This window comes from Actinomadura physcomitrii (assembly GCF_008923205.2).
Lineage (GTDB): Bacteria > Actinomycetota > Actinomycetes > Streptosporangiales > Streptosporangiaceae > Spirillospora > Spirillospora physcomitrii.
Window position 1 is genome coordinate 22,839 of the sequence record NZ_WBMS02000064.1, and the last position, 27,000, is coordinate 49,838.

The 27,000-nt window shown below is 72.4% G+C and carries 24 protein-coding genes and 2 pseudogenes; 4 read left to right on the forward strand and 22 right to left on the reverse strand.

Annotated features, from left to right (window positions below; genetic code table 11):
- Positions 1-52 precede the first annotated feature (52 nt).
- Positions 53-1,510, reverse strand: coding sequence for a sugar transferase (locus F8568_RS43690; protein WP_236010077.1), 1,458 nt, complete (start codon positions 1,508-1,510; stop codon positions 53-55).
- Positions 1,511-2,182: 672 nt separating this feature from the next.
- Here F8568_RS43690 and F8568_RS43695 point away from each other — a divergent pair.
- A complete protein-coding gene (locus F8568_RS43695; RefSeq protein ID WP_151600041.1) occupies positions 2,183-3,406 on the forward strand; it encodes a L,D-transpeptidase in 1,224 nt (407 codons plus the stop codon).
- Between the two features lie 205 nt (positions 3,407-3,611).
- On the opposite strand, the gene F8568_RS43700 is transcribed toward F8568_RS43695, so the two are convergent.
- From F8568_RS43700 to F8568_RS43765, 14 genes are all read right to left on the reverse strand, one after another.
- Positions 3,612-5,318 (reverse strand): FAD-dependent oxidoreductase, encoded by a 1,707-nt coding sequence (locus F8568_RS43700; protein ID WP_151600042.1) that lies wholly within the window; start codon positions 5,316-5,318, stop codon positions 3,612-3,614.
- Between the two features lie 97 nt (positions 5,319-5,415).
- Positions 5,416-5,970 (reverse strand): hypothetical protein, encoded by a 555-nt coding sequence (locus tag F8568_RS43705; protein WP_151600043.1) that lies wholly within the window; start codon positions 5,968-5,970, stop codon positions 5,416-5,418.
- A 266-nt stretch (positions 5,971-6,236) separates the two neighbouring features.
- Complete coding sequence (locus F8568_RS43710) at positions 6,237-6,791, reverse strand: hypothetical protein (protein WP_151600044.1); 555 nt, start codon at positions 6,789-6,791, stop codon at positions 6,237-6,239.
- A gap of 14 nt (positions 6,792-6,805) precedes the next feature.
- The gene (locus F8568_RS43715; RefSeq protein WP_151600045.1) at positions 6,806-7,318 is read right to left on the reverse strand and encodes a hypothetical protein; all 513 of its coding nucleotides are present in this window, start codon (positions 7,316-7,318) and stop codon (positions 6,806-6,808) included.
- Between the two features lie 14 nt (positions 7,319-7,332).
- Positions 7,333-7,848, reverse strand: coding sequence for a hypothetical protein (locus tag F8568_RS43720; RefSeq protein WP_151600046.1), 516 nt, complete (start codon positions 7,846-7,848; stop codon positions 7,333-7,335).
- Positions 7,845-8,408 (reverse strand): hypothetical protein, encoded by a 564-nt coding sequence (locus F8568_RS43725; protein WP_151600047.1) that lies wholly within the window; start codon positions 8,406-8,408, stop codon positions 7,845-7,847. The genes F8568_RS43720 and F8568_RS43725 overlap by 4 nt, the downstream gene beginning before the upstream one ends.
- Positions 8,408-9,670, reverse strand: a complete 1,263-nt coding sequence (locus F8568_RS43730) for an MlaD family protein (protein ID WP_151600048.1) — start codon at positions 9,668-9,670, stop codon at positions 8,408-8,410. Before F8568_RS43730 ends, F8568_RS43725 begins: the two co-directional genes overlap by 1 nt.
- A gap of 4 nt (positions 9,671-9,674) precedes the next feature.
- Positions 9,675-10,814, reverse strand: a complete 1,140-nt coding sequence (locus F8568_RS43735; RefSeq protein ID WP_151600049.1) for an MlaD family protein — start codon at positions 10,812-10,814, stop codon at positions 9,675-9,677.
- A complete protein-coding gene (locus tag F8568_RS43740; protein WP_151600050.1) occupies positions 10,811-11,833 on the reverse strand; it encodes an MCE family protein in 1,023 nt (340 codons plus the stop codon). The genes F8568_RS43735 and F8568_RS43740 overlap by 4 nt, the downstream gene beginning before the upstream one ends.
- The gene (locus F8568_RS43745; RefSeq protein ID WP_151600051.1) at positions 11,833-12,855 is read right to left on the reverse strand and encodes an MCE family protein; all 1,023 of its coding nucleotides are present in this window, start codon (positions 12,853-12,855) and stop codon (positions 11,833-11,835) included. Before F8568_RS43745 ends, F8568_RS43740 begins: the two co-directional genes overlap by 1 nt.
- Complete coding sequence (locus F8568_RS43750) at positions 12,852-13,892, reverse strand: MCE family protein (protein WP_151600052.1); 1,041 nt, start codon at positions 13,890-13,892, stop codon at positions 12,852-12,854. The genes F8568_RS43745 and F8568_RS43750 overlap by 4 nt, the downstream gene beginning before the upstream one ends.
- Positions 13,889-15,175 (reverse strand): MCE family protein, encoded by a 1,287-nt coding sequence (locus F8568_RS43755; RefSeq protein ID WP_328601307.1) that lies wholly within the window; start codon positions 15,173-15,175, stop codon positions 13,889-13,891. Before F8568_RS43755 ends, F8568_RS43750 begins: the two co-directional genes overlap by 4 nt.
- Positions 15,172-15,999, reverse strand: a complete 828-nt coding sequence (locus F8568_RS43760) for an MlaE family ABC transporter permease (protein ID WP_151600053.1) — start codon at positions 15,997-15,999, stop codon at positions 15,172-15,174. The genes F8568_RS43755 and F8568_RS43760 overlap by 4 nt, the downstream gene beginning before the upstream one ends.
- A 1-nt stretch (position 16,000) precedes the next feature.
- A complete protein-coding gene (locus F8568_RS43765; protein WP_456236969.1) occupies positions 16,001-16,786 on the reverse strand; it encodes an MlaE family ABC transporter permease in 786 nt (261 codons plus the stop codon).
- A 242-nt stretch (positions 16,787-17,028) separates the two neighbouring features.
- On the opposite strand from F8568_RS43765, the gene F8568_RS43770 reads away from it, so the two are divergent.
- Positions 17,029-17,427 (forward strand): hypothetical protein, encoded by a 399-nt coding sequence (locus F8568_RS43770; protein WP_160573986.1) that lies wholly within the window; start codon positions 17,029-17,031, stop codon positions 17,425-17,427.
- Between the two features lie 18 nt (positions 17,428-17,445).
- On the opposite strand, the gene F8568_RS43775 is transcribed toward F8568_RS43770, so the two are convergent.
- The 7 genes and pseudogenes from F8568_RS43775 to F8568_RS43810 all read right to left on the reverse strand — a co-directional run bounded on the left by F8568_RS43775 (position 17,446) and on the right by F8568_RS43810 (position 24,627).
- Positions 17,446-18,069, reverse strand: a complete 624-nt coding sequence (locus tag F8568_RS43775) for a hypothetical protein (protein ID WP_151600055.1) — start codon at positions 18,067-18,069, stop codon at positions 17,446-17,448.
- Positions 18,070-18,080: 11 nt separating this feature from the next.
- Positions 18,081-18,617, reverse strand: coding sequence for a hypothetical protein (locus F8568_RS43780; protein ID WP_151600056.1), 537 nt, complete (start codon positions 18,615-18,617; stop codon positions 18,081-18,083).
- Positions 18,618-18,628: 11 nt separating this feature from the next.
- Positions 18,629-19,384: a lipase family protein gene (locus F8568_RS49185; protein ID WP_151600057.1), complete on the reverse strand. Its 756-nt coding sequence runs from the start codon at positions 19,382-19,384 to the stop codon at positions 18,629-18,631.
- Positions 19,360-19,962, reverse strand: a pseudogene (locus tag F8568_RS50840) (DUF6801 domain-containing protein); the annotation flags it as partial. The pseudogene F8568_RS50840 and the gene F8568_RS49185, both read right to left, overlap by 25 nt.
- A 76-nt stretch (positions 19,963-20,038) precedes the next feature.
- Positions 20,039-22,363: a DUF6801 domain-containing protein gene (locus F8568_RS43800; protein ID WP_151600059.1), complete on the reverse strand. Its 2,325-nt coding sequence runs from the start codon at positions 22,361-22,363 to the stop codon at positions 20,039-20,041.
- Between the two features lie 52 nt (positions 22,364-22,415).
- Positions 22,416-23,042 (reverse strand): hypothetical protein, encoded by a 627-nt coding sequence (locus tag F8568_RS43805; protein WP_151600060.1) that lies wholly within the window; start codon positions 23,040-23,042, stop codon positions 22,416-22,418.
- A 265-nt stretch (positions 23,043-23,307) separates the two neighbouring features.
- Positions 23,308-24,627: a DUF6801 domain-containing protein gene (locus F8568_RS43810; protein WP_151600061.1), complete on the reverse strand. Its 1,320-nt coding sequence runs from the start codon at positions 24,625-24,627 to the stop codon at positions 23,308-23,310.
- 330 nt (positions 24,628-24,957) lie between these two features.
- Between F8568_RS43810 and F8568_RS43815 the strand changes: the two genes are divergently transcribed.
- Both F8568_RS43815 and F8568_RS43820 read left to right on the forward strand, forming a co-directional pair.
- The gene (locus tag F8568_RS43815) at positions 24,958-25,362 is read left to right on the forward strand and encodes a hypothetical protein (RefSeq protein ID WP_151600062.1); all 405 of its coding nucleotides are present in this window, start codon (positions 24,958-24,960) and stop codon (positions 25,360-25,362) included.
- A gap of 339 nt (positions 25,363-25,701) precedes the next feature.
- Positions 25,702-25,842: pseudogene (locus F8568_RS43820) on the forward strand (DivIVA domain-containing protein); the annotation flags it as partial.
- Positions 25,843-27,000: the final 1,158 nt, after the last annotated feature.

Genomic DNA, 27,000 nt, shown 5'->3' on the forward strand with positions numbered 1-27,000 from the left:
TGCGGGGAGCCACCTCCCGGCAAAGACAGCCGCATGCCCTCGCTTCGCTCGGTCATGTGGCGTCCCGGCAGAGCATCGCCCGCACCGTCAGCAGCAGGATGCGCAGGTCGGAGGCCAGCGTCCAGTGGTCGATGTAGTGGTTGTCGAGGCGGGCGCGCAGCTCGATGGAGGTGTCGCCGCGGAAGCCGTGCACCTGCGCCCAGCCCGTCATGCCGACCGGGACGCGGTGCCGCAGCATGTAGCCGGGGCACGACCGGGAGAACTGCTCCACGAAGTGCGGGCGCTCCGGGCGCGGCCCGACGAGGCTCATGTCGCCGCGGACGACGTTCCACAGCTGCGGCAGCTCGTCCAGCGACGTGCGGCGCAGGAACCGGCCGACGGGCCCCATCCGGTCGTCGCCCTCGACGGTCCAGCGGGTGTCGGACTCCTGCTCGTCCGCGGGCTTGAGGGTGCGGAACTTCAGCAGCACGAACTCCTCTCCGCCGCGGCCGATCCGGCGCTGCCGGAACAGCACGCCGGGCCCGCCCTCCAGCCGGACCGCGACCGCGCACGCGGCGAGCACCGGCACCGCCGCGACCAGCAGGGCGGTGCCGACGACCAGGTCGAAGGCGCGCTTGGCGAGCCGCGGCACGGCGCCGCGCAGCCGCCAGTCGACGCGCGCGCACGGCAGCCCGGCGAGGTACTCGCGCCGCGCGGACGCGACCGGCAAGACGTCCGACGGCGGCTGGACGAGCAGCGTCTCGCACGGCAGCCCGAAGCAGGTGCGCAGCACGGCGTCGAGCCGGCCGGGCTGGACGTCCTCGGCGACGACCACGACGGTGCCGGCGCTGTGCTCCTCGACGAGGGCGGGCAGGTCGGCGGCGTCGCCGAGGGCGGGCAGGCCGGACGCGGTGTCCGGGCCGCCGGCCGCGACGAGCCCGACCGGCGCGAGCCCGAACTCCCCGCGCGCGCACAGGATGTCGATGACGTGGTCGCTCGTCCCGCCCGTCCCGACGACGAGGGCGGTGCGGGCGCGGGACCGGCGGCAGCGGTAGGTGCGGGCGGCGGCGTTGCCGAACGCGCGCGCGATCAGCTCCAGCACGCCCGCGACGGACGCGATCAGCAGCCACGCGGCCGTCCCGGCCCGCGAGGGCGCCGCGCCGGGCGTCAGCACGGGCAGCAGCGCGGCGGCGAGCGCGGCGACCACCAGCGCCCGGACCAGCACCGGCCGGACGTCCGCCAGCAGCGACGGGCAGCGCCGCACCCGGTACAGCCCGCCGGAGGCGTTCAGCGCGACGAGGGCGGCGGCCGCGGCGGCAGGCAGCACCCCGCCCGGTCCGGCGCCGCGCGCGACGGCGACGGCGGCGGCCATCGCCCAGCCGTCGGCGACGGCGAGGCAGGCCGGGTACAGCAGGGCGAGCGGTGCGGGGGCGCGGCGGCGGGGCGGGAGGGGCGGCGGGACGAAGGGCGGCGTTCCGGATCCGGCGGACGCGCCGGCGTCGACGGCGGCGCTCAACCCCTGGGCTCTCATCTCGCGCGTCCCTTCGCTGACAGAACCTCACCGGCAGGTGACTCCGCCGGGCCCGCGGTGCCGCGACGCCGCACGCGCTCCGCGCCGCCGAACATCGGATCCGCGAGCGGCCACGGTCCAGCCTCGCAGCAGGTTCCAGCGGTGATCGCCGCTTTTAACGAAGGGCACCGCAGTCTTGAAGAGAAGATCGACACAATCTGGGGGCTACCCATCTGACCTGCGGCGACGATCCCATCACCGGCCATCGCTTTCACCAAGAAACGCCAAGCATGCAAACCCGGGACGGGCACTTGCATTTTCATATCCGCGACGCCGACGACACATTTCCTTTTCGCCCGTCCCCGCGCCGATTGCGAGCAATGACATGCGTTTCTCCCGCCCCGCCGCCGGTCCCGCGGCGGCCTCCCCGGCGGCGGCGCCCGGCGGCCGGCCCGCCCGGCGACCGGGAACCCGTGGGGCGCCAGGGGCGAAAGATGCGAAGAACCCCCCACACGATGCGAACCTTCGGGGCACGATGGACGTCCCATGTGATCGAGCGTGAAAACCGGCCGTCCCCCCAGGTGCGGGCCGGGAAGACAGGGCCGTTCGTCAGCGAACTCGTTGCGGGGTCCGCGCTCCACCGGGTTCGGGTGGGCTTGATGAGGGAGAACGGTGCGAGGGAAGTCGTTTGCGGTGGTCGCTCTGGTCCTCGGGCTGGCGACGGCGTGCGGTGGCAGCAGGAGCGGCGGCACGGGCGGGACGACGGCGGCGGGCGGTGACGACGGCGCCCCCAAGGTGACGATCACCCCCGCGAACGGGGCCGCGAAGGCCCGCCCGGACGCGGGCGTGACAGTGACGTCGACCGGCGGCACGCTCGGGCAGGTGTCGGTGAAGCTGAAGGGCGCCGAGGTGCCCGGCAAGCTGTCGGCCGACAAGACGCAGTGGCATTCGACCTGGACGCTGCAGCCGGGCGGCAGCTACCAGGTGTCGGCGACCGCGACCTCGCCCAAGGGCAAGGCCACCACGGCCACCAGCGCGTTCCGGGCGAGCCGGGCGACCGCCGCCACCGTGATCAACAACGTGGTGCCGAGCGCGAACGAGACGGTCGGCACCGGCATGCCGGTCTTCATCCAGTTCAACAAGGCGGTCCCCACCAAGGCGCGGGCCGCGGTCGAGAAGAGCATCGAGATCTCCTCGACCAAGCCGACCGAGGGCGCCTGGCGGTGGCTGGCGCCGGGCGAGTCGTTCAACGGGCTGCCGTCGCTGGTGTTCCGCCCCAAGCACCCGTGGGCGCCGCACCAGCGGGTGTCGGTCACCGTCCACTACGCCGGCCTGAAGATCGGCGACAACGTGTTCGGCGCCAAGGACGTGACCCGCAACTTCAAGATCGGTGACTCGCACACCGTCCAGGTCAACGCCAAGACCGACAAGCTGGTCGTGAAGAAGAACGGCCGGACGGTCCGCACCTGGGGCGTCAGCCTCGGCGCGGGCGGCGACGTCCAGTCCGACGGCGTCGACCACCTGCTCACCACCAGCGGCGTCCACCTGACCATGGACCACAGCCGCCTGGAGCGGATGCGCCCGCCGGGCAAGAAGAAGGGCGACCCGGGCTGGTACGACGAGCAGGTCCCGTTCGCGACCCGCATCTCCAACAGCGGCGAGTACATCCACCAGAACATGGACGACCCGACCTGCCTGGGCAACCGCAACTGCAGCCACGGCTGCGTCCGCTCCCCCGCGAACGACGCGCAGTGGTTCTACAGCTGGTCCTACCGCGGCGACCTGGTCACCATCACCGGCACCAAGCGCCAGCTCCAGTGGACGAACGGCTGGGGCTACTGGCAGCTGCCGTTCACCAAGTGGGCGCAGGGCAGCGTCCTCGGCAAGCCCGTCACCACCACCGCCCTGTCTTCCTGAGCCGGGCGCCTGACCCGCCCGCACACCCCTGAACGGCCGCGCCGGTCCCCCGGGACCCGCGCGGCCGTTCCGTCTCCCCGCGACCGGTTAGGCGGCGTCCGTGTCGGTGCCGCGCAGGATGTACAGGTCGTCGCCGAACACGGCGGAGATCTGAAGGTGCCCGCCGAGCCTCGCTGCGTCGGTTCGTGCTCGTTGAAGTGCGGGGTCAGATGAGGGGGAGGGCGGCGGGGGCGGTTTCGGGGACGGCCGGGGAGCGGGGGGCGACGCGTTCGACCCGCTGGTAGGGGGCGCCGGGCTCGGGGCGGGGGTCCTTCTCGCCGCGGTTCGGCCAGAACGCCATCGCCCGCTCCGCCTGCGCGGTGATGGTGAGCGACGGGTTGACGCCGAGGTTCGCGGTGACCGCCGAGCCGTCCACGATGTGCAGGCCGGGGTGGCCGTGGACGCGGTGGTAGGGGTCGATCACGCCGGTCTCGGGCGTCTCGCCGATGACGCAGCCGCCGATGAAGTGCGCGGTCGTCGGGATGTTGAACAGGTCGAACCAGGTCCCGCCGGGGGTGGCGTCGAGCTCCTCGGCGAGCATCCGGACGGCCTTGTGCGCGACCGGGATCCACGTCGGGTTCGGTTCGCCCTCGCCGAGCCCGGCCGACAGCCGGCACCGCCCGAGCAGCCCGCGCTTCTCGGTGACCGTGATCGAGTTGTCGGCGGTCTGCATGACGAGCGCGATGACGGTGCGCTTCGCCCAGTCCTTCAGCGACAGGCCACGCAGGATGATCGTCGGGTGCCGGGCGGCCTGGCCGAGGAACTTCAGCCAGCGCGGCGCGCCGCCGCCGTCGACCAGCAGCGTCCGGATGAAGCCCATCAGGTTGTTGCCGGCGCCGTAGCGGGTCGGCTCGATGTGGGTCTTGTCATCGGGGTGGAACGAGGAGGTGATGGCGAGGCCGGTGCTGTGGTCGACGTCCTTCCTGCGGTGCCACACCGTCATCCGCTCGACGCCGAGCAGCGCCTCGGAGTTGGTGCGGGTCAGCTCGCCGAGCCGGGGCGACAGGTGCGGGAGCCGGCCGGCGGCGCGCATCCGGTGCAGCAGCCGCTGCGTGCCGTAGGTGCCGGCGGCGAGCACGACGTGCTCGGCGGTCAGCGTCCGGCGGCGCCTGCGCAGCGGCGCCGTGTGCTCGACGTCCACCGCGTAGCCGCCGCCGTCCCGGGGCGTGACGGCGGTCGCGGTCGTGTCGGCCAGCACCTGCACACCGGCCCGCTCGGCCAGGTACAGGTAGTTCTTCGTCAGCATGTTCTTCGCGCCGACCCGGCAGCCGATCATGCAGGAGCCGCAGGCGGTGCAGGTCGTCCGGCGGGGGCCGGCGCCGCCGAAGAACGGGTCGTCGTGGTCCTCGCCGGGCTTGTCGCCGAAGTACACGCCGACGGGCGTCGGATGGTAGGTGTCCCCCACGCCCATCCGGTCGGCCACGCGCTTCATCGCCTCGTCCGCCGGGGTGACGAGCGGGTTGACGGTGACGCCGAGCATCCTCTGCGCCTGGTCGTAGAACGGCTTCAGCTCGTCCTGCCAGTCGGTGATGTGGCCCCACTGCCGGTCCTTGAAGAACGGCTCCGGCGGCACGTACAGGGTGTTGGCGTACACCAGCGAGCCGCCGCCGACGCCGGCGCCCGCGAGGACCAGCACGCCGGCCTTCCCGCCGACGAGGTGGATGCGCTGGATGCCGCGCATCCCGAGCCGCGGCGCCCACACGTACTTGCGCAATCGCCACGACGTCTTCGGCAGCGTCTTCTCGTCGAAGCGGCGCCCCGCCTCCAGCACGGCGACCCGGTACCCCTTCTCCGCCAGCCGCAGCGCCGACACGCTGCCGCCGAACCCGGACCCGACGACGATCACGTCGAAGTCGTACGCGTCACCGGACATGGGAGCATCACCTCACTGGACGGGATGGGTCCCCGACTATGGCGGCGCTCTCCGTCGCGCACCATGCACGGGGCGCAACGATTCGGCAGGGCAATTATCACAAAAGTGATAAATAACGGTGTGTCAGCGTGCGGCGCCGCGGTTGACGAGCCGGGCGTGCAGGATCAGCTCCATCTCCAGGCAGCGCCGCGGGTCCCGGAGGTCGTCGCCGAACAGGTCCTGCAGATGGCGCAGCCGGTACCGGACGGCGGAACTGGGCGTCCACGACGAGGCTGAGCGCGCCGAGGTCGAGGTCGAGGCCGCCCGGGACGGCCGCGAGCGTCCGCCACGCCGCGAGCGCGGACCGGCGCAGCGCCTGCTGGACCTCGACCGGGTCGCGGCCGTCGCGCGCGAGGTGGCGGCCGACCCGCAGGTAGAACGCCGCCACCCGCTCCCAGCCGGCGCCGGGGTCCTCGACCAGGTCGCAGAAGTGCCGGATCCCCGCGACGATCCCCGCGCGCGCCCGCCCGATCTCGCCGTCGCCGACCGGCGGGTCGCCGCGCCGCAGCTCGTTCAGGACCTCGTTCGCCGCCCGGTCCACGTGGGGCCGCAGCCGCTCGGCCACCCATGCCGGGACGGCCTCGAAGGGCCGCACGTCCAATCGCGTTCGCACCACTCGTCGATCTCCCTGTCCGAGGCCCTCCGGTCGGCGGCGCTCCCAGGATCGCGGATCGCGGCCCGATTCCGATTGTCCCTGAAATAAATCGTTCAGCGCTGCTTCATGGAGTCGACTGACAAAAGCGCGGAGCCGGCTGCGAGCGCGTTTCGCATTTTCGGAATGACCTGCGAAACCGTCGCGGGGGCCCGCCCCGGACGGGTAATTTTCGTCGTGCCCGGTTCCGGCCGGGGCCTGCCGCGCAGCTCAGGACGGTGCGGCCGTCAAGGCTGGAACGTGTCAATTCCCGTGATCCGCCATTGCCGGGAATGGCGGACGGCGGTGACGGCGAGCATGGCGGGGGACGTGGTGCTCTTGCCGTCGCCGGCGCGGGTCGTCTGCTGGTCGGCGTAGACGAGCAGGCGCGCGCGGCCGTCCCGCAGGGTGGTGACGGCACTGTCGGTGACCTTGGTACTGAGGACGGTCCGCTGCCGCGGCGCGTCGGTGCGGACGCGGTCCATCAGGGCGGCGTACTGCCGGACGGCCGGGCCGGTGAGGCAGGTGCGGGCGGCGGCGTCGGTCCGGCCAGGGTCGGTGTAGTTGTAGGAGAAAAGCCGGCCGACCATGTCGGCGACGGCGCCCTTGACCTCGCTGGTGGCGGCGCCGTCGGTGAGGGCGCCGTTCCGCGCGGCGGGGTCGCCGCGCAGGTCACCGGCCTGCCGGTGCATCCAGATGCCGGACGCGGCGAGCAGCACGGCGAGCAGGCCGAGGACGGCGGGCGAGGCGGCGGCGGCCTTCCAGCGGGCGCCGCCGAGGATGCGGGTGGTGTGCGCGGCCATGGCGGGCCGTCCTCTCACGTCGTGCCGGCCGGGGCCTGGCCGAGGTCGCTGATCTTCCAGCCGGCGCCGGTGCGGGCGAGGCGGCCTTCCAGGCGGTTCTGCTTGGTGACGGGAGCGCCGCCGGGCGGGGTGACGGTGGTCTCGACGGCGACGAGCACGCTCGCCCTGCCGGACCGCTCGTCGAGTTCGGCGACGGCCGCGTCGAGGATCCGCGCGGTGGTGACGGTGCGGGCCTTGCGGACCCGGTCGGTGAACCCGGCGCGGTCCTGCGCGATCTGCCGGTGCAGGTCGCCGGTGGTGGAGTCGAGCCAGGTCCGCAGGCCGGCGTCGACGGCGCGGTAGTCGAGGGTGTTGAGGTTCTGGACGCCCTGCTCGGCGCTCTGCAGGACGTCGTCGCGGGTGCGGGAGTAGGCGCGGGCGGCGTCGTGGGCGGCGGTGTACCAGTTCCAGCCGGCCCAGGCGGCGAAGAGCGCGGCGAGGACGGCGAGGCACGCCGCCGTCCTCTGCAGGCTGTCGGGTTCCGGCATGGCGGGCCTCCTGGTCACGCGGACTTCAGCTCGGTGATGCGCCAGTGGCCGTCGTCGCGGTGCGCGGTGACGGTGAGCTGGGCGGCGGCGGGGGTGCCGTCGGGCTTGCCGGCGCGGGTCGCGGTCTGGTCCAGGAAGACCAGCAGCCGCGCCGTGTCGCCGACGAGGGAGATGACGCCGGCGCGGGTGACGCGGGTGGTGAGCGTGACGCGCTGGGCGGGCGCCTGCCGCGCCACCTGGCCGAAGATCTTGCCGTACTGCGCGGCGGCGGCCCCGGTGAGCACGTCGGACGCGGCGCGCCGGGCGGCCTCCACGTCGGTCGGCGTGTAGCTGAAGATGCGGCTGAGCGCGGTGGACACGTCGCCGGTGACGTCGGTGGTGGCGACGCCGTCCAGCACGGCCCGGTCGTGCGGGCTGCCCCCCGTGCCGTCATCGCGGAACCGTCCGGCGACGGGGTGCAGGAGCAGCGCGATCAGGACGAGCCCGAGCGCGACGCCGAGCGGCTTGCCGAGGCCGAGGAGGCGGTTCATCGGGCACCGGCCGGGATCGAGGTGAGCGATTCGAGCTTCCAGCCGTCGGCGGTGCGGACGGCGCCGGCCTCGAAGCGCTTGCGCTGCAGGGTCGGGGCGCCGCCCTGCGGGGTGAGGGTGACCCGCACGGACGCGATGACCCGGGCCTTGCCGGCGGCGGTGTCGAGCGAGGTGACGGCGGCGCCGGTGACGGTCGCGGACGCGCTGGTCCGGGACGCGCCGATCTTCGCGCGGTTCGCCGGCTCGTCGCGCTGGAGCTGGTCGTGCAGGGGGCCGGTGGACGCGTCGAGCCAGGCCTTGAGCCCGGCGGACGGGTCGGACCGGTCCATGGTGTTGAGCGCGGCGATCTCGCGGCCGGTGCTGCGCAGGACGAGGTCGCGTTCGCGTTCGGGGCCGCTGTCGCGGGCGCCGCCCGCCGGGAACAGGGTGAAGGCCGTCCAGCCGAGGAACGCGGCGGCGGCGAGGATCGCGGCCCAGCCGATGAGGCCCCACCCGGCGAGCAGGGGCCGGCGCTCGGGGCGGGGCCGGGGCCGGGGTTCGGCCTTGACGGTGGCGGCCATCAGTGCCCTCCGTTCAGGCCGAGCAGGGCGCTCATCCCGGACGGTCCGGGCGCGACGCCGGGCAGTGCGAGCGCGCCCGGCAGGGCCGCGTTCGCCGCCGAGCCGGCCGGGGCGCCGCCGAGGACGGACCCGGGACGCACGGCGGCCGGGACGGGCGGGTGCGGGGCGTTGGCGGATCCGCGCACGTTGATGCCGCTGGACGCGGGCGCCGTGCAGCGGGCCGCGGTGTTGAGGGCGGGGCCGGGGGACGTGTCGAGCCCGTTGCGGTACCGCGTCCCGCCGTAGCCGGACGTGCAGGGCGGCGGGTCGAAGAACGTGTTGACCATCCCGAACCTGAGGCGGCCGTCGCGTGCGACGGTCAGGCCCATGGACACCGCGTCGGGGAGCTTCGCGAGGAGCTGCTCGAGCCCGTCCGTGCGGGGCTGCAGGACGCGGGACGTCGTGAGGAAGTTCGCGATGAGCACGCTCATCGACGGGTCGAGGTCGCGGACGAGGCCCTGGAACTCGCCGGCGGCGCCGGGCGCGGTGGCGACGAGCTTGCGGAACGCGGGATCGGAGGCCCGGAGCCGCCGCGACAGCAGCCGGGCGTTGCGGCCGAACGCCTTCAGGGCACCCGACTCCTCGTCCTGGGTGGTCAGGACGGTCTGGCCGTCGCCGATCAGGGAGCGGGTCGGTTCGATGTTGCGGTCGGCGGCCTCGGTGAGAGCGTGGCTGTTGTCGAGCAGGACCTGCAGGTTCGGGCCTTCGCCGGCGAACGCCCGGCCGAGTTCGGCGACGACCGTCCGCAGCGACCCGGTCGGGACGGACGCGGCGAGGTCGTTCACGCTGGTCAGCAGGTCGGTGACGGGCGCCGGGGTGGTGGCGGACGAGCGCGGGATGACCGAGCCGGCGGCGAGGTACGGGCCGGCACTGGTGCGGGGGCGCAGGTCGATGTACTGCTCGCCGATCGCGGACCGGTTCGCGACCACGGCCTGGGTGTCGCGCGGCACCTTCGGCGCCGACTTGCGGATCCGCAGGTCGGCGATCACGCCGTCGCCGGTGAGGTCGAGGCCGCCGACGCGTCCGATCGAGGTGCCCCGGTAGGTCACGTCGGCGTTCTTCGCGAGGCCGCCCGCCTCGGGCAGGTCGACCTTGACGACGTAGTAGTCCTTCAGCCCGACGTATCCGCCGAGGTCGGCGTGGTTCAGGCCGACGTAGCAGATCGCGAGCGCCCCGACGATCAAGAAGACGATGTTCTTGATCCTGGTGCCGATGGTCAGCATCCGGTCAGCCCCCCTGCCCGGCCGGGCCGCCCGCGGGCGTGCCGTCGCCGCTGCGCGGCAGCGGCGTCACCGGCGGGACGATCTGGGTCCCCGGCTGCGCGGTGACCTGGAGATACACGTTGAGGTAGTCGCCCTTCACCGCGGGCAGGACGGCGTCGGTGAACGGGTAGGTGAGCAGGACCTGCAGCGCGTTCGGCAGGTCGTGCCCGGCGTCCGACAGCTTGCGCAGCGCCGGCTCGAGCGCCTTGAGGTCGGCGACGAGGTCGGTCTGGCTACGCCGCACGGTCGTGACGGCCACGCCGGACAGGTCGTTCAGCGAGTTCAGCATCCGGACGAGCGCGCCGCGCTGCTCCTCCAGCACCTTGAGGCCGGGCTCGATGTCGACCAGCGCGACGCCTATCTGCCCCTGGCGCGCGCGCAGGGTCGCCGACAGCCGGTTGACGCCGTCCAGCGCGTCGGTGATGCCCTGCTTGTTGGCGTCGAGGTCGCCGACGAGCTTCCTCGCCTGCTCCAGCAGCGACCGGATCCGCGGCTCGTTGCCGTCCAGCGCCTTGTTCAGCTCGGTGGTGATGGTGCGCAGCTGCGCGATCCCGCCGCCGTTGAGCAGCATCGACAGCGCGCCGAACACCTCCTCGACCTCCGGGTTCCGGTTCGTGCGCGACACCGGGATCACCGCGCCGTCCGCGAGCCTTCCCGTGCTCGCGGACGGCGCGGGCCCGCCCGGCGCGGTGCCGCCCGGCGCGGCGGCGCCCGCCGGGAGTCCGGTGGTCGCGGGAGCGGCGCTGAGCTGGACGAACTTCTCGCCCAGCAGGCTCGACTGCTCCAGCTGCGCGTACGCGCCGGCGGGCAGCCGTACATCGCCGTTGATCTTCATGGTGACCTCGGCGGTCCAGCCGCCGTGCGGCAGCGCCACCTTCACCACCCGGCCGACCGCGACGTCGTTGACCTTCACCGCGGACTGCGGGACGAGGTTCAGCACGTTCGCGAACTCCGCCTTCACCGTGTACGGGTGGTCGCCGAGGTCGGCGCCGCCGGGCAGCGGCAGGTCCTGCACGCCGCCGAACCCGCAGCCGCCGAGCGTGGTCGCGGCGAGCACGGCGGCGATGACGGCGGTCCGGGCCCGCCGGGTGTGCGCGCGGCTCATGGCGCCCCCTTCCCCGCGCCGGCGGCGGGCGCGGCGCGTCCGGCCGCGGGCAGCGGCGGGCTCATCTCGTTGAGGTCGCCGCGGCCCATCAGCGTCCCGCTCTTCGGGTCGTAGGCGTTGAGGACGTTGGTGACGTCGAGCGGCAGGTCGTCGAGGGCCTCGGCGAGGGAGCCGCGCTCGTCCACCAGCAGCTGGGTGATCTTCGAGAGCTTCGCGACGTTCGTGCTGATCTGCTCGCGGTTGTCGTGGATGAACACCTTGACCTTGGCGAGCGCGGCGGCGAGCGCCTTCAGCGCCGCGTCCAGCTCCTGCCGGTCGTCGGCGAGGAACCCGCTCACGTCGGCGAGCTGCCGCTCGGCCTGCCGGACCTGCCCGTCGTTGGCCTTCAGCATCGAGGTGAACGCCGACAGGTTCGAGACCGTCGCGAACAGGTCCTTCTGCGACCCGGACAGGGTCTTGGCGGCCTGCGCCATCCGCTCGGTGGTGGTGCGGATGTCCTGGCCGTTGCCCTGGAGGTTCTCCGCGCCGGTGCCGAGGACGCGCGACAGCGCGCCGTCCTTGTTCACGCCGTCCGGTCCGAGCTGCTTCGACAGCTTGGTGATGCCGGCGTAGATCTGGTCGAGTTCGACGGGCGTCGCGGTCCGCGCGACCGGGATCACCGCGCCGGCCGCCATCTTCGGGCCGCCGGTGTAGGCGGGCGTGAGCTGGACGTACCGGTCGGCGACAAGGCTCGGCGCGATCGCGACGGCGTTCGCACCGGCCGGCACGTCGATCCCGTGGTCGACCGTCAGCACCGCCCTGACCTGCGTGCCCTCGGCGCGGACGGAGTTCACCGTGCCGGCCTTCACGCCGAGGATCCGCACGTCGGAGCCCTTGTAGACGCCGACGGCGTCGTGGAAGTAGACGGTGATCCGGGTCCCGGCGGGAGGCCGCAGGACGAGGAACGCGACGGTCGCGGCGGCGATGACGGCGAGTCCGGCGGCGACCAGCGCCGCCGGTCCGGCGATTCTGCGCAGCATCAGTGCCCGCCCTTCTCGGGCGGCATGCAGCCCTTCTCCGGTGTCGTCGCGGGCGCGTACTCCTTCGGGACGAGCCCGCACAGGTACCCGTCCAGCCAGCGGCCGTTGCCCATGGAGTTGCCGAGCAGCCGCGTGTACGGACCGGCGGTCTTCAGCGCGCGGTCGAGGTCGTCCTGGTTGCGCTGCAGCAGGTCGGTGACGCGGCCGAGCGCGCGCAGCGTCGGGTCGAGCTGCTTCTGGTTGTCGTCGACCAGCCCGCTGATCTGCTCGGACAGCGACTGCGCGCCGACCAGCAGCCCGTGGATCGCCTCGCGGCGCCGGGCGATCTCGTTCAGCAGCAGGTTGCCGTCGCGCAGCAGCGCCTGGACGTCCTGGGCCTGGCCGGAGACCGTACCGGTGATCTGCCGGGTGTTCGCCAGCAGCCGGGACAGCTCCGCGTCCCGCGACGAGATCGTCTTCGACAGCGCGGACACGCCGGTGAGGGCCTGCCGGACGCTCGGCGCGGTGTGCGCGAACGCGCCGGAGATCGCGTCGAGGCTCTGCGCGAGCTTGACGGAGTCGAGTTCCCCGGTGGTGGTGGCGAGGTCCTGGAACGCCTGCGTCACGTCGTAGGGGGAGGTCGTCCGGTCCAGCGGGATGGTGCGGCCGGGGTCCTGCCGGCGCGCGCCGAGCGGGTCGACGGCGAGGTACTTGTCGCCGAGCAGCGTCTTGATCGCGATCGCGACGGTGCTGGCGTCGCCGACCCAGGTGCGCTTCACCCGGAACGACACGGCGACCTTCGCGCCGTCCAGCCGGACCCCGGTGACCTCGCCGACCTTGACGCCGGCGACACGGACCTCGTTGCCCGGCCGCAGCCCGGCCGCCTCGCTGAAGTCGGCGCGGTAGACGGTGCCGCCGCCGATCAGCGGCAGGTCCTTGGCGTTGAACGCGGCGAGCCCGGCGGCGACGAGCAGCGCGATCGACACGATCGCGACGAGGACCGGGTCGCGCTCCCGGACCGGCTTCAGCCTCGGCCGCCTCATGACCCGCACCTGGCCGCGTCCGAGTGCACGCCGGTCGGCGCCGGGTGGGTCTCGCCCGGGTACTGCCGGTAGGTCACCCCGGTCACGGACGCCTCGCACATGTAGAAGTTCATCCACGACCCGTACGAGCCGACCCGGCCGATCGCCGCCATCTTCACCGGCAGCGTCCGCAGGAACGTCTCGACGGTCGGGGAGTCGTCGTCGAGGTTGGTGGACAGCCGCCCGAGCTGCGCGATGTCCTGCCTGAGCGGTTCGCGGCCCTGCTGGAGCAGGCTCGTGGTGACGCCGGCGAGGTCGTCGAGGGCGCTGATCGCGTCGCCGATGGACGTGCGGTCGCCGGCGAGGCCCGACACGAGCCGCCGCAGCGTCGTGATGAGGCCCGACAGGTTGTCGCCGCGCGCGTTGACCGTGTCGAGGACGGCGTTCAGGTTGTCGATGACCTGCCCGATCACCTGGTCCTTGTCGGCGATGCCGCTGGTCAGTGACCCGACCGTGGACAGCAGGTCCTCGACCGTCCCGCCCTCGCCCTGGAGCACCTGGACGATCGACTCGGCGAGCCGGTTGACGTCGTTCGGCGACAGCGCCTGGAACAGCGGCTGGAACCCGTTGAACAGCTGCGTCAGGTTCAGCGCCGGGGCCGTCCGGTCGACGGGGATCGTCGCGCCGGGCCGCAGCACGCCGGCGCCGCCGGTGCCCCGGCCGATCTCCAGGTACCGCTGGCCGATCAGGTTCAGGTACTTGATCGTCGCGGTGGACGAGGCGGGCAGCCGGTGCGCGCGGTCGATCTTGAACGTGACGAGCGCCTGCCGGCGGCCGACGACCCGGATCCCGCCGACCCGGCCGACCTGGACGCCGGCGATCCGCACGCTGTCGCCGTCGCGCAGCCCGGACGCGTCGGTGAACCGCGCCCTGTAGGTGACGGAGCCGCCGCCTCCGGTCTGCGCGATGGTGAGCGCCAGCATCCCGGTCGCGACGACCGTCACGACGACGAACGCGAGCGACTTCCACAGCGGCCCGAGCAGTCCCCCGCGGTTCATCGGATCCTCACCTCCGTACCGCGGTAGACGGGTCCGAGGAGCACGCTGCTCCAGTCGGGCAGGTCCTCGGGGACCTCCTGGAGTCCCGGTGCCAGCAGCTCGTTGACCAGGCGGTTCTCCTCCGGCGAGTTCGGCAGGCCGAGCGCCCCGGGCGCGACAGCGACCGGGGTGGCCGCGTTCGGGGGCGCCGACTTCACGGTGGCGCCGGCGGGGTAGCAGTGCGGTCCGCTCTTGTCGGTGTAGCGGGGCGTGTCCTTGCCGGGGACGTACCGGCCCTTGTTCTGCACGGTCGTCACGTCCACGTGCAGGCCGGGGCGCTTGGTGCCCTTGCCGAGCACCTTGTCCATCAGCGGGATGAAGTCGTTCAGCATCCGCAGCGTGCAGGGCATCTCCGGCGCGTACTTCTGCAGCACCTGCAGCGAGGCGCGGCTGTCGGCGGCGAGCGCGATGAAGTTGGCCGAGTTCTCGTGCAGGAAGTCCGACATGTCCTGCGACGCGCCGGTGACGGCCGCGTACAGGCGGCTCAGGTCGTCGCGCTGCTGGACGATCGAGCGGGTCGTGTAACTGAAGTCGTTGAGCGCCTGGAGGATGTCGGGCGCCGCCTCGCTGTAGTCGCTGCTGACCGCGACGAGCTCCCGGATGTCCCGGTTCAGCGCGGGCAGGCTCGGGTTGATCTTCTTGAGGTAGGCGTCCAGCTCCACAAGGGTCTGGCCGAGCCGCTCGCCGCGCCCGCTCAGCGCCTGCGACACCGCGGTCAGCGTCGCCGACAGCTGCGCCGGCTGGACGGCGGTGAGCAGCGGGTACAGGTTGTCCATCACCCGCTGCAGCTCGATCGCGTTGGACGAGCGGTCCTGGCTGATCACGTTGCCCGCGGTGAGCCGCGCCGGGCTCGGGTCCGCGGGCGGGATCAGCGCGACGTACCGCTGCCCGAACAGCGTCGTCGGCAGCAGCTGCGCGGTGACGTTGCTCGGCAGCAGCTTCACCTTGTCCGGCCGCATCGCCAGCTTCAGCGTCGCGACGCCGCCGTCGGACGACACCGTCCGCACCTCGCCGACGACGACGCCGCGCAACTTCACGTCCGCGTGCGGATGCATCTCGCTGCCGGCGCTCGCCGTCCTCAGCGTCACCCAGCTGACCTCGGTGAACGCCTTGTCGTAGCACGCGATCGACAGCCAGACCAGCAGCGCCGGCACCAGCAGGAACGCGACCCCGGCGAGCCGCCGCCCGGCCACCGCCTCGCCGCTCGCCCGCCTGCGCCTGCGGGCCTCCCGCCGCGCGTTCACCCGGCCACCTTCACCGTCGTGTTGGTGCCCCACACCGCGAGGCTGAAGAAGAAGTCGCTCACGCTGATCAGCACGATCGAGGTGCGGACCGCGCGGCCGACGGCCTTCCCCACACCGGCCGGGCCGCCGGCCGCGCGGTAGCCGTAGTAGCAGTGCGACAGGATCACCAGGACGCTGAACACCAGCACCTTCAGGAACGACAGCACCACGTCCGTCGGCGACAGGAACAGCCCGAAGTAGTGGTCGTAGGTGCCCGCGGACTGCCCGTTGACCTTCACCGTGACCTCACGGGACGCGAGGTAGGCGCACAGCAGCCCGACCGCGTACAGCGGGACGATCGCGACCGCGCCCGCGATGATCCGGGTCGTCACCAGGTACGGCAGGCTCGGGATGCCCATGACCTCCAGCGCGTCGACCTCGTCGCTGATCCGCATCGCGCCGAGCTGCGCGGTGAACCCGGCGCCGACCGTCGCCGACAGCGCGAGGCCCGACACGACCGGCGCGATCTCCCGGGTGTTGATGTAGGCGGACGCGAACCCGGTGAACGCCGACGTCCCGATCTGCTGGAGCGCGGAGTAGCCCTGCATGCCGACGACGACGCCGGTCGCGAGCGTCATCGCGACCATCACGCCGATCGTCCCGCCGATCACGCCGAGGCCGCCGCTGCCGAACGCGACCTCCGACAGCAGCCGCTGCACCTCCTTGCGGTAGCGGTGCAGGGCGCGCGGCGTCCACAGCAGCGCCCGGACGTAGAAGGTGCCCTGGTCGCCGGGCTGGTCCAGCCACGCGAACCACCGGTTCGGCCCGGCGCGCAGCACGGCCATCTCAGCCTCCCTTCGGCGGGACGACCTGCAGGTAGATCCCGGTGATCACGAGGTTCATCAGGAACAGCAGCAGGAACGTGATGACGACGGACTGGTTGACGACGTCGCCGACGCCCTTCGGCCCGCCCTTCGGGTTCAGCCCCCGGTACGCGGCGACGACGCCCGCGACGAACCCGAACAGCAGCGCCTTCGCCTCCCCCACGTAGATGTCGGGGAGCTGCGCCAGGGCGGAGAAGCTCGCGACGTACGCGCCGGGCGTGCCGCCCTGCATCATGACGTTGAAGCAGTAGCCGCCCGCGACGCCGACGACCGAGACCAGGCCGTTCAGCAGCAGCGCGACCGCGACGCACGCGAGCACGCGCGGCACGACCAGCCGCTGGACGGGCGAGACGCCGAGCACCTCCATCGCGTCCAGCTCCTCGCGGATCGTGCGGGCGCCGATGTCCGCGCAGATCGTCGAGCCCGCCACCCCGGACACCAGCAGCGCCACGATCATCGGGCTGGCCTGCTGGATCACCACCAGCACGCTGGCGGCGCCGGTGAACGACTGCGCGCCGAACTGCTGGGTGAGCGAGCCGACCTGCAGCGAGGTCACCGCGCCGAACGGGATCGACACGAGGGCGGTCGGCAGGATCGTCACGCTGGCGATGAACCAGAACTGCTCGACGAACTCGCGGAACTGGAACGGCCGGCGGAACGCCATGCCGAGCACGGTGGCGCCGAGCGCGAACATCCGCCCCGCCTGGCGCAGCGCGCCCAGCGGGAATTCGATGACCGGTGCCGCCACGGCCGGGCCTCCTTTCGCGTGCGCATGGTCCAGGAAAACTACTGGCGGGTAAATTCAATTCGCAAGAAGCAAAGGGACGGAATTCCGAGGCGCGGTGCTTTTCTATCCGGAACTGACAGGTTCTCGATGATCATCTTCAATTCCTTGGCAGCGGGGGAACACCGCGCCCGGGCCCTGGGAGGGGCGCGCGAACGGCGGCCGACCGGCTATCGTCAAGGCCCCACCCCGCGGGAAGGACACCAGTGAACCGACGTCATCTCGCAGTCCTGCTGCTCGCGCCGGCGCTCGCCCTCACCGCCTGCGGCGGTGGCGGCGGCGACGACGGCACGGGCGCCTCGTCCTCCTCGTCGGGCCCGGCCGCCGGCGGTTCCGCGGCCCCGTCCGGCGGCGGCGTGCCCGGCGCGCCGTCCGGCGGCGGTTCGTCCGGCGGCAGCGGCGGCACCGGCGGCACCGGCACGTCCGGCGGCGGCGCTCCCTCCGCCGCGCCGACCAAGGTCGTCAACGACTTCGTCGCGTGCATGCGCGCCCACGGCGTCAAGGTCCCCGACGACGTGAGCCACTGGCAGCCCACCCCCGGCCCCGGCGACACCCACATGCAGGCCGCGCTGCTCGCCTGCATGAGGTCCGCCGGCGCGAAGTGATCCCGGGCCCGCCGCCCCTCATACGCCGGGCTTCTTGCACGGCGCGGCGCGGGTGAAGGCGTCGCCGATCGCGGGCGACGCGCGCAGCGCCCTCGTCGGCGGCCGGTAGCCGCCGAGCCGGCGCATCGCCTTGCCCGCGTCCGCCTGCGCCGTCCGGAACGCGGGCGTGCCGGGCCTGCCGGTGCGCAGCCCGGACGCCGCGTCCCGCAACTGCCGCCCGGTGGCCTCCAGGTCCTTGAGCGTCGCGTCCAGCACGGCCCGCCCGTCCGCCATCGGCGGCGAACCGGCCTGCTGGAGCCGGGCGCGGACGGTGTCGAGCCGCTTCGCCATCCCGGTCATGTAGGCGGCGATGGCGCGCTCGGAGGCGGCGACGTCCCGCGCATTGATCTTGGGCAGCGGGGAGTCGGTGATGCCCGGCGGGATCGCCCGGCACACCCGTCCGGCCCAGGCGACCGCCGCCTTCGTCGCCGTGCGGCGCGGCTCCGCCTTCGTCGAGGCGGCGGCGCCGGTCGCGGTGGGCGCGGCGGCGGCCGTGGTGCCCTCCTTGCCCTCGTCGTCGCCGCTGCATCCGGCGAGCGGCGCGGCGGCGAGGGCCGCGAGGACGAGCCCGGCGATCGCGCGGCGCGCCATGGCGGCACGCATGTCCCCGGCGTTCACAGCTGGTGCGTCTTGCAGGAGCCGGCCTGGTCGAACGCCTTCGCCAGGGCGGGGTCGGCGCGCAGGTCCTTGGTGGGGCCCTGGTAGGTCTGCACCTTCCGCATCGCCTGCCCCGCCTCGGTGACGGCGGCCTTGAAGGACTTGGCGTCGGTCACCTTCGCCTTGGCGAGCCCGCCGGACGCGGTCCGCACCGCCGACTCGGTGCCGCGCAGGTTGGCCAGCGCCGTGTTCAGCGCCGCCCCTCCGTTGTCGACGGGCGGCGCGCCCGCCCCCTGGAGCCGGGTCTCCATCGTCTGGAGGCGCTTGCCCATCGCGTCGAGGAAGCCCGCGAGGGCCTTGGCGGACCTCGCCCCGTTCTCCGGGTCGAGCTGCGGGAAGCTCAGGCCGGCGCCGCTCGCGGTGACGCCGTCGCAGACCTTCCCGGCCCACGCGACCTCCGGTTTCGCCTTGTCGCCGCCGTCTCCGCCGCAGCCGGCGGCGGCCGAGGCCGTGACGGACGCGAGCACGGTTCCGATGATCAATCGCCGAATCATCGAACTCTCCTTCAGGAACTCGGGGTGGTGGCGCAGTTCGAGGCCGCGGGCTTCCCGGCGAGCCGGTCCGCGATGAACGCCATGGCGTCGGCGTTTCCGCGGTAGACGAGCGTGATGTGGCTCAGGCCGTTCCAGACCTTCCAGGTGAGCGGCACGCCCGCGGCGCAGTACTGCCGGTGCAGCGTGTCCGCCTGGTTGAACGCGACGATCTCGTCGGCGTCGGAGTGGTATTGCAGGACGGGCACCTTGATGGGCGTGCCGCCGAGCCGGTTCTCGGTGACGCGGTCCGCCCACGGCTCGGTGCCCAGCGGATTGGTGGTGAAGTAGTCGGCGACCTTCTTGCCCTGGTAATCCAGCAGCAGTTCGAGGGTGCAGTCGCGCGGCACTGGTCGCCGACGCCGGCCGGGAGCCCGAGCACCTTGACCGACGTCACCCGCACGTCCAGCGCGGAGTCGGCGGTGAGCGCGCCGCCGGCCAGCCTGCCGGTGGTCTCGCCGGGCCGGCCGAACGCGACGTCCGCCGTGACGGGCAGGAACCCCCACGCCTTGAGGTCGGCGGTGGCGGGGTCGAGGGCGAGGTCGCCGGTGACGTTCCCGGTGCCCGGGTCGATGCCGGCGCCGAACGTGCCGTTCAGGGGGACGGTCCCGCCGGCCGCCTTGACGGCCGCCGTCCCCTGGACCGTGTAGTCGTGGTGGGTCGAGACGGGCGTCGAGTCGACGACGTCGAAGGTCGCGAGCACGTCGTCCTGCCCCGGGTCCTGCGTGCATTCGGACTCGAAGGTGCCGAGGCCGGACGGGCCGCCGTCGCCGATCGCCGGCGTCAGCGTGAGCACGAGGTCGCCGACCCTGATCGTCCCCTTGCCGGTCTTGCGGAACGTCAGCGGGACGGTGGTGCCGTGCGCCCGCACGTCGAAGGCGCCCTCCGCCGGGACGGCGGTGGTGGCGAGCTTCGAGGTGACGGCCACCGGCAGCCCGGACGGCACGTCCGGCACCGTGATGGACGCCTTGGCCAGCGCGGTCCCGTCGAGCTTCACCGACCCGGCGGCGGCCAGGCCGCGCGCCGCGCCGGCGCTGACGGTGGACACCGAGTCCACCGAGAACCCCGGCACCTGCTGCCCGCTGACAACGGTCTTCGGGACGTCGGTGCTGATCTCGACGGTGAGCGGCTCGGGGCCGATCAGCGGGAACACGCAGTGGTAGTTCAGGGTCAGCGAGACCGGGTCGGCCGCGGCGGGCGCCGCGGTGCCGGCGAGGGCCGCGGCACCGGACGCGAGCGCGACGGCGCACGCCATGGCCGCGCTCCCGGCCGTTCTCCTCGTGGCTCTCAACGCCGCCTCCCTGGTCATCGCTGGTGGCCCCCGCCGCCGTCCCTGGCAGAGCGGCGGGGGCCGGAATCAGGACCGTTCGGTCACTGCCGGAAGATCACTTCTGCGGCGCGGCCTTCAGGTCGATCGCGTTCCCCGGGCCGGCGGCCAGCGCGCTGACCAGCGGCGTCAGGGCGCCGCAGCCGGTGAGGCCGGGCAGGGTGTAGTTGCCGGTCAGCGTCCCGCCGCCCGCCACGCCGAAGTCGGTGGACTTCAGCGGGATGTCGGCCGGGGCGCTGGTCTGGCAGGTGTTCCCGACGCCCAGGTCCATCCCGAACACCTTGACCGAGGAGATCTTGACGACGGTCTTGGTGTCGGTGCTGAGGGTCGAGCCGGACAGGGTGCCGGTCGTCTTGCCCTGCGGGGCGAAGGAGACGCCGGCGGTCGCCGGGATGAACCCGAACAGCGAGAAGGTGCCGGTGGTCGGGTTCAGCGTCAGGTCGGCGGAGACCTTGCCGCTGCCGTCGACCGTGGCGCTGACCGCGCCGTTCAGCGCGACCTTGCCGTTCAGGCCCTTGATGGTCGACGACCCGGACAGCGCGTACGAGACGCCGCCGCCGGTCGGCTTGCCGGGCACGTTCACCGTGGCCGGGGCGGACGCGGCGGACTCGTTGCCCGCGCCGTCCACGGCCGACACCGCGAACGTGTGGTCGCCCGCGGCCAGTCCGGTGACCTTGGTCGACGTGCCGGTGACGACGTCGCCCTTCTTGCCGTCCACGGTCACGTAGTAGCCCTTGACGCCGGAGCCGCCGTCGTTGTCGGTGGACGCGTCCCATGACAGCGCCACCGAACCGTCGTCGGACCCGGTGCCCTTGACGTTCGCCGGGGCGGACGGGGCGGTCGTGTCGGGGCCGGGGCCCGTGGAGATCTTCACCGTGACCGGAGCGGACGCGGCCGACTCGTTGCCCGCGTTGTCCACCGCCGACACACCGAACGTGTGGTCACCATCGGCCAGACCCGAAACGGTCGTGGACGTACCCGTCACCAGGTCGCCCTTCTGACCGTCCACCGTCACGAAGTAGCCCTTGACACCCGAACCGCCGTCGTTGTCGGTCGAGGCGTCCCATGACAGCGCCACCGAGTCACCGGTCGCCGCACCCTTCACGTTCGCCGGCACGGACGGAGCGGTCGTGTCGGTCGGCGGCGGCGTGCCGCCGTCCTTGATGGTGAAGCTGAACAGGGTGTTGTCCTGCCCGGCCTTCAGGTGGCACGTGAAGTCGCCGAGGTTCGCGGGGTTGCCGTCGGCGTCGTAGGTCGTGAAGTTCTGGATGTCGATGTCGTCCAGGGTGACCTTGCCGTCGCCGGTCTTGCTGAACGACAGCGCCGGGGCCTTGCCGGGCCCGTTGATGCTGACCGGGCCGGTCGCCGGGACGTCGGTCTTGTCCAGCTTCAGCGCCATCTGCAGCGGGACGGGGTTGGCCATCTCGGGCACGGTGATGGTCGGGTGCGCGAGCGCGGTCCCGTCCATCTGCACGGCGCCGAGCTGCTGGAGCCCGTTCTCGTTCACGTCGGCCGGAACGGTCGAGACCGACGTGACCTCGATGGCCTGGGAGATGAAGTCCTGCGTCGCGGTGTTGACCGGGACCTCGGTCGGGAAGTTCGACTTCACCTTGACCTGCAGGTCGCCGTCGCCCACGAGGGGGTACGGGCAGGTGTAGTCGAGCGTCTTCTCCGGCGAGGAGGGCAGGCCCGGCTCGAGCGTCTGCACCGGGTTCGGCGCCGGGTAGGTGTCCGGCTTCGGCTCCGGCTGGGCCGGGTTGCTCCCGTCGTCGATGAGGAACTGCTTCAGGACGTTGTTCTGCCCCGGCAGCTGCTTGCACGACGCGTTGAGCGTGCCGAGCCCGGTCGGGTTGCCGTCCGCGCCGAGCGGGTTGATCGTCAGGTCCAGGTTGCCGACCGTGATCTGCGCCCAGCCCGCCTTGTTGAACGTCAGCGGGACCTGCGTGCCGGTGGCGGTGATGTCGAACGGGCCCGAGTCGGGCACGTCCGCGTCCGCCAGCGTCATGTTCGGCTTCAGCGGCAGGCCGCTCGGATACTGCGGGGCGGTCAGCTTGGCCTGCGCCTTCGCCGTTCCCGTCAGCTTCTTGGCCAGGGTCGTCCACAGCCCGAAGGTCGTGTCGCCGCTGACCGTCGAGACGGCCTTGATGTTGATCGTCGGCGAGGGGGTGTTCAGCGCGACCTTGTCGGGGATGTCGGTCGAGACCGCGACGCTCAGGTCCTGCTGGCCGATCAGCGGGTAGGTGCAGCGGTACTTCAGCGTCAGCGACGCGTCGGCCGACGCCGCCGGCGCCGCCACGATGCTCGCCATGGCGAGCATCAGGCCCGCCGTGGAGCCGAGGACCGTGCCGGTCCTGACTCTTCGTGCGATGTTCTTCGGTTTCACCTCGTACCTCTCGTGTGCGTGAGGTTGGGGGGCAGAGGGCGCGGGCGGGGGCCTACGCCTTGGCGGTGAGGTTCAGCGTGATCGTGTTGCCGGACCCGGCGGTGAAGGCGTTGAGGATCCCCGTCAGCGGGCCGCAGCCGTCGATCGCCGACAGCGAGAAGTCGTCGGTCTTGAGCGTGCCGCCCTTGGACGGGATGAACTTGCCGTCCGACTTCAGGACGATGTCCGACGGCTCGGTGGTCTGGCACGTGTCGCCGCCGCCGAGCGGGATGGAGCCGAACGCGTTGAACGAGCTGAGCTTGACGATCATCTTGGAGTCCGTCGTCAGCTCGCTGTTGGCGTAGGTGCCGGTGGTCTTGCCCTGCGGGACGAAGGAGATGTCCGCGGTCACCGGCAGGATGCCGAGGATCGAGAAGTCTCCCTTGGTCGGGTTCAGGGTCAGGTCCGCCGTGACGTTGTCGGCCGGCTTGGTCACGTCGAGGTCGGCCTCGACGCCGCCGGTGAGGTCGGTGCTGCCGTTCGGCGCCTTGATGAACGACGACCCCTTCAGGTCGAAGGAGTAGTGGATCGGCGCGGCGGCGGAGGCCGGCAGCGCCGACGCGATGGCGGCGGCGCTCAGCGCGACGGCCGCGCCGGCGAGCATCCCGCCCCTGCGCCGGGTGTTCTTCGTGGTCTTCACTGGTACCTCTCGATTCTCGAAGCACGGCTATCCGATGTACTGCTCACCCCCGATGCCGCATCACCTCCCGAGAACCTTTTCCACTGCGTCACGCCGGTAAGTTACTCGCTGGAAACCTCAATCGTCATCGGACGCCGATGACAAATTCTGAGACGTTTCAATCGCCGCCTTACGCGGCCTTTATTGTCGAGTGACAACACTCACACGTGCACGCTGAGCAGGCATTTTGGGCATGCTCGCCTCCGGCCACCGCACCCAGTGACCGTTATCGCTTCAGTTCCGGCATCGCCGGCGGGCAGGTGGCAGCCGCCCGGCCGCAGATGGTTCCCTGACTGACCTTCACATAGTTTCCAGGCCCGGAAACCGCGCCGGTGAAAAGCGGATCCAGGTCCTCTCCGGACCCGCATCCACGGAAAGGCGGTATCTCGAAAGAACCGTCGAGCGTCCCGCCTTTGACGATGTTGGTGATGCCGGCTCCCGGGGCGTCGCCGAGCGCGATGTCCGCCGGCCGGCTGGACTCGCAGTGCGGGCCGACGTCCAGCGGCGTCCCGTTGACCTTCACGTCGTACAGCCGGATCGTGACCCGCATCCTGGCCTGCACGTGCTGCCGGGTCTGGCCCTTCTCGTACGGCTCCGAGGTCTCCGTCCCGAGCCCGACCTGGTCCATCTCCATCGTCGCCGTCGTGGGCATGAACCCGAACGTCAGGAAGCCCGCCTTCGACCGCAGCGGCTCGTGGAACCGGAAGCGGACGTCCGTCCCGGTCCCGGTGGGCAGGTTCGGGACGATGTTGTACTCGACGTTCGTCAGCGCGGGGGCCGGGCCCGCCGGATCATTCAGGACGGTGGCGCCGGCGAGCTTGCGCACGTTCGCGTAGCCGTTCATGTAGACGCAGCCGGAGATCAGCCACCCGGGCTCCTTGAGGTCCTGGCAGTCCGGCGGGGCCTCGCCGGCGGGCACGGCCGCCGTCCTCTTCGGCGGCTGCGCGGCGCCGTCCGCCGCTATCGGAACCGCCGCGAGGACACCCGCCTGCCCTTGCGCGGGGGTGCAGGCGACCGGGCTCTCCTCGGCGCCGCCGGCGGCGGGCTCCGGCGCCAGGCCCAGGTCGAGTGCCCCGACGGTGACCGTGAGGGTGCCCGTGCGCGCGGCCGTCATGTCCGCGGGCCGCCCGGACGCGGTGAGCGTCACGTCCCCGTCGTCCGGGACCGCGGCGGGCTCGACGGTGAACGCCGGCCAGGCGGCCTTGGCGCCCGCCCCGTTCTGCTCGGTCCGCGCCGCCACCTGCACGGTCCCGCCGACCTCGGTGGCGCCGAGGTCGGCGAGCGCGGCGCGCGGAACGGTCAGGGTCGCCGTGACCTTCCCCGGCCGCACCCGGCCGCCCGGCGCCGCCGACGCAGGGAACGCCGCCCGGTAGCGGACGCTCACCTCCTGCGGACCGGCGGGGAACGCGCACTGGTACGCCACCGTCAGGTCGGCGTTCTGGGTGCCCGCGGCCGCGGCCCCGGCGCCGCTCAGCCCGGCGGCGAGCAGCGCGCCCGCCGCGGCGGCCGCCGTCAGGCGCCCGGCCCGGCGTGCGCGAACGCTCATCTGTCGACCACCCATCGGAAATCGTCCGTCCGCCCCGGCCGGCGATCGCTTTCCGCGCCGGTCACGAGCCTGGCACCGGATGGGACCACGGAAGAACGCACCGGCACAAGACGCCCGGAAAAATTGCTCACCGGGCGAGCAAGGAATATCCTTCTTCATACTCCAGTGAGCAGCGACCCGGTCCCCGGAAATGCTTGTCAACCGACTGACAAGCGGCCGTTCCGGAACTTTATCCGAGTGATAACGCACGCCCTTCCGGTCGCACGATAATGGCTTTCTCCCGGCCGTCCCGCGGCCGCCGTCTCATCGGAAGGACCCGAGGTGAAGCCGATGGCAGCTCGTACCGGGCCGGCGGCGCTGCTGCTCGCCGCGACGCTGATGGCCGCCACCGGCTGCGGCGGCGGGGATGGCGGCGCGTCCGCGCCGCCGCCGGTCTCCCTCACCTCCCCCACCCCACCGGACGGCACGGCGCCGCCGGGTAGCAGCGCCACTCCCGCGCAGACCCCAACCGCACCCACGTCCATGCCCGCGGCGCCCAAGCCCAGCGCGAACCCGACCCGTCCGACCACCGCGCCGTCCAAGGCCGTCACCGCGTTCGCCAGGTGCATGCGCGCACACGGCGTCGACGTCCCCGACAACGTGAGCACCTGGAAGCCGCCGCCCGGCGCCGACAAGGCCAAGACCCAAGCGGCCCTGCTGGCCTGCATGCAGGCGTTCCAGACACCGGGGAACTGAGGCCTGATCAGGCGGCAGACGCGAGCCGTTCCGTCACGAACGAACGGCCGGCGCCGGACCGATGCTCGATGACACGTTCCATTCGGACATCCAGCATCCGGCCGCCCGGGAAATGGACGCGGCGCAGCGTACAGCAGCAATCGCCGCGTCCCAAAAATGCTCACCAGGATTCAAGAAACCGGTTCGGAACCAGCATCATTGCAACACCTTCGAGGAAACCCTCGCCCTGCCCTGGACGGGCTGTGTTAAGTGGTGCGCATGAGCAAGAAGAGACCGGCCTGGCACGGCCTGCTGACCGGTTCCCCCGGCGCCCCCGGCACGGCCGGCGGTGAGCGGCGGATCACCCCGGACACCGTCCGGAACCGGAAGTTCGCGACGACCCGCCTCACCCAGGGATACGCGGTCGAGGAGGTCGACGCGTTCCTCGACGAGGTGACCGACGAACTGGCACGGCTGATCCGGGAGCGCGACGAGGCGCGAGCCGCCGCCCGCCGGTCCCGCTGACCCGGCGACAAGCCCGGCCGCCCCGTCCGGCGTCACCGTCATCCCGTCTCCGGACGCGCCCGGTTCGCCGGCCCCCTCCCACCGTTCCCTGGTCTCGCGCAGGACGGTCCGCGGCCTGCGCTGGCCGGGCCGCGGCATGATCCAGGCGTGAACCGTCCTCGCGCGGTGCCGTCCGTCCCCTCCGTGAGCACGGCCAACGGACCGCCCGGATGGAACGTCGCACCCCACCGGACTCGACGGCGTGGACTCGTCCACCGACTTGCCGCCCCCTCTGCTCCGGCGCGCGGCCGAGCAGGGCCGAGTAGTCACCGTGTTCCACCAGCGCACGGGGATGCTGGAGCTGCCGCGCCGGTACGGGACGGTCTTACTCGCCCGGGCCGATCTGCAACCTTCTCCCGGGCGACACGTCGGCGCCGACGTCACTGAACGGGATCCGCGCACTTTGGTGAAAGGCGGTGCGGTCTTGGTGCCCCTGTTCGTACCGCCGCCGACCCCGGCCGCACATCGGCCCTGTGCGCGCGGCGGTGGTCTCGGACGAGGCCCGGTGTCGGCCGGCCGCCCGCGAGCCACGCGACGAGCGCGTGCGGACGCAGACGCCCCTGCTGCGGTACGAGCGCCGTCGCGGTGCCGCCAGGCCCGGGTCGTCGTCGGACGGCCGTGGGCACTGCACTGGTTCTCGGGGGTCTGTCCAGAGCCGCCCGTCTGACCGTAGCCGCCGTTACCGACGCTCACGGGCCTCCAGCAGTGGACGGGGTTATTGATGTCTCCACGCCGTGGGGCAAGCGGGGCGTCGCATAACGCAGTCAAGCTGTTCGAGGCGTTGAGCTGTACGAGGCGTTGAGCTGTTGGTGGCGTTGAGCTGTTGGTGGCGTTGAGCTGTTGGTGGCGTTGAGCTGTTGGTGGCGTTGTGCGTTTTGGTTGGGGAAGCGAAGGGCCGGAGCGAGGACGGAGCAGTACCCGTGGGGTGCGACGTGTCGGAGCGCATCGAGCGCGTCGGCGGGAGGGGTGTTCGGATGCGTCGGTGGGAGGGGTGTTCGGGTGGTGGGGTGGCGCTTGCGTACGGGGCCGCCCCTCCAAAGTCAAGGGCGCCTTCGGCGTCGCTACGCGATGGACTTCGTCCACCCTTGACTTTGG

Coding starts and splice junctions, on each gene's coding strand:
- F8568_RS43690 (WP_236010077.1), bottom strand. CDS start 1,510: ATGAGAGCCCAGGGGTTGAGCGCCGCCGTCGACGCCGGCGCGTCCGCC.
- F8568_RS43700 (WP_151600042.1), bottom strand. CDS start 5,318: ATGTCCGGTGACGCGTACGACTTCGACGTGATCGTCGTCGGGTCCGGG.
- F8568_RS43710 (WP_151600044.1), bottom strand. CDS start 6,791: ATGGCCGCGCACACCACCCGCATCCTCGGCGGCGCCCGCTGGAAGGCC.
- F8568_RS43715 (WP_151600045.1), bottom strand. CDS start 7,318: ATGCCGGAACCCGACAGCCTGCAGAGGACGGCGGCGTGCCTCGCCGTC.
- F8568_RS43720 (WP_151600046.1), bottom strand. CDS start 7,848: ATGAACCGCCTCCTCGGCCTCGGCAAGCCGCTCGGCGTCGCGCTCGGG.
- F8568_RS43725 (WP_151600047.1), bottom strand. CDS start 8,408: ATGGCCGCCACCGTCAAGGCCGAACCCCGGCCCCGGCCCCGCCCCGAG.
- F8568_RS43730 (WP_151600048.1), bottom strand. CDS start 9,670: ATGCTGACCATCGGCACCAGGATCAAGAACATCGTCTTCTTGATCGTC.
- F8568_RS43735 (WP_151600049.1), bottom strand. CDS start 10,814: ATGAGCCGCGCGCACACCCGGCGGGCCCGGACCGCCGTCATCGCCGCC.
- F8568_RS43740 (WP_151600050.1), bottom strand. CDS start 11,833: ATGCTGCGCAGAATCGCCGGACCGGCGGCGCTGGTCGCCGCCGGACTC.
- F8568_RS43745 (WP_151600051.1), bottom strand. CDS start 12,855: ATGAGGCGGCCGAGGCTGAAGCCGGTCCGGGAGCGCGACCCGGTCCTC.
- F8568_RS43750 (WP_151600052.1), bottom strand. CDS start 13,892: ATGAACCGCGGGGGACTGCTCGGGCCGCTGTGGAAGTCGCTCGCGTTC.
- F8568_RS43760 (WP_151600053.1), bottom strand. CDS start 15,999: ATGGCCGTGCTGCGCGCCGGGCCGAACCGGTGGTTCGCGTGGCTGGAC.
- F8568_RS43775 (WP_151600055.1), bottom strand. CDS start 18,069: ATGCGTGCCGCCATGGCGCGCCGCGCGATCGCCGGGCTCGTCCTCGCG.
- F8568_RS43780 (WP_151600056.1), bottom strand. CDS start 18,617: ATGATTCGGCGATTGATCATCGGAACCGTGCTCGCGTCCGTCACGGCC.
- F8568_RS49185 (WP_151600057.1), bottom strand. CDS start 19,384: ATGCACGCAGGACCCGGGGCAGGACGACGTGCTCGCGACCTTCGACGT.
- F8568_RS43810 (WP_151600061.1), bottom strand. CDS start 24,627: ATGAGCGTTCGCGCACGCCGGGCCGGGCGCCTGACGGCGGCCGCCGCG.
- F8568_RS43815 (WP_151600062.1), top strand. CDS start 24,958: ATGGCAGCTCGTACCGGGCCGGCGGCGCTGCTGCTCGCCGCGACGCTG.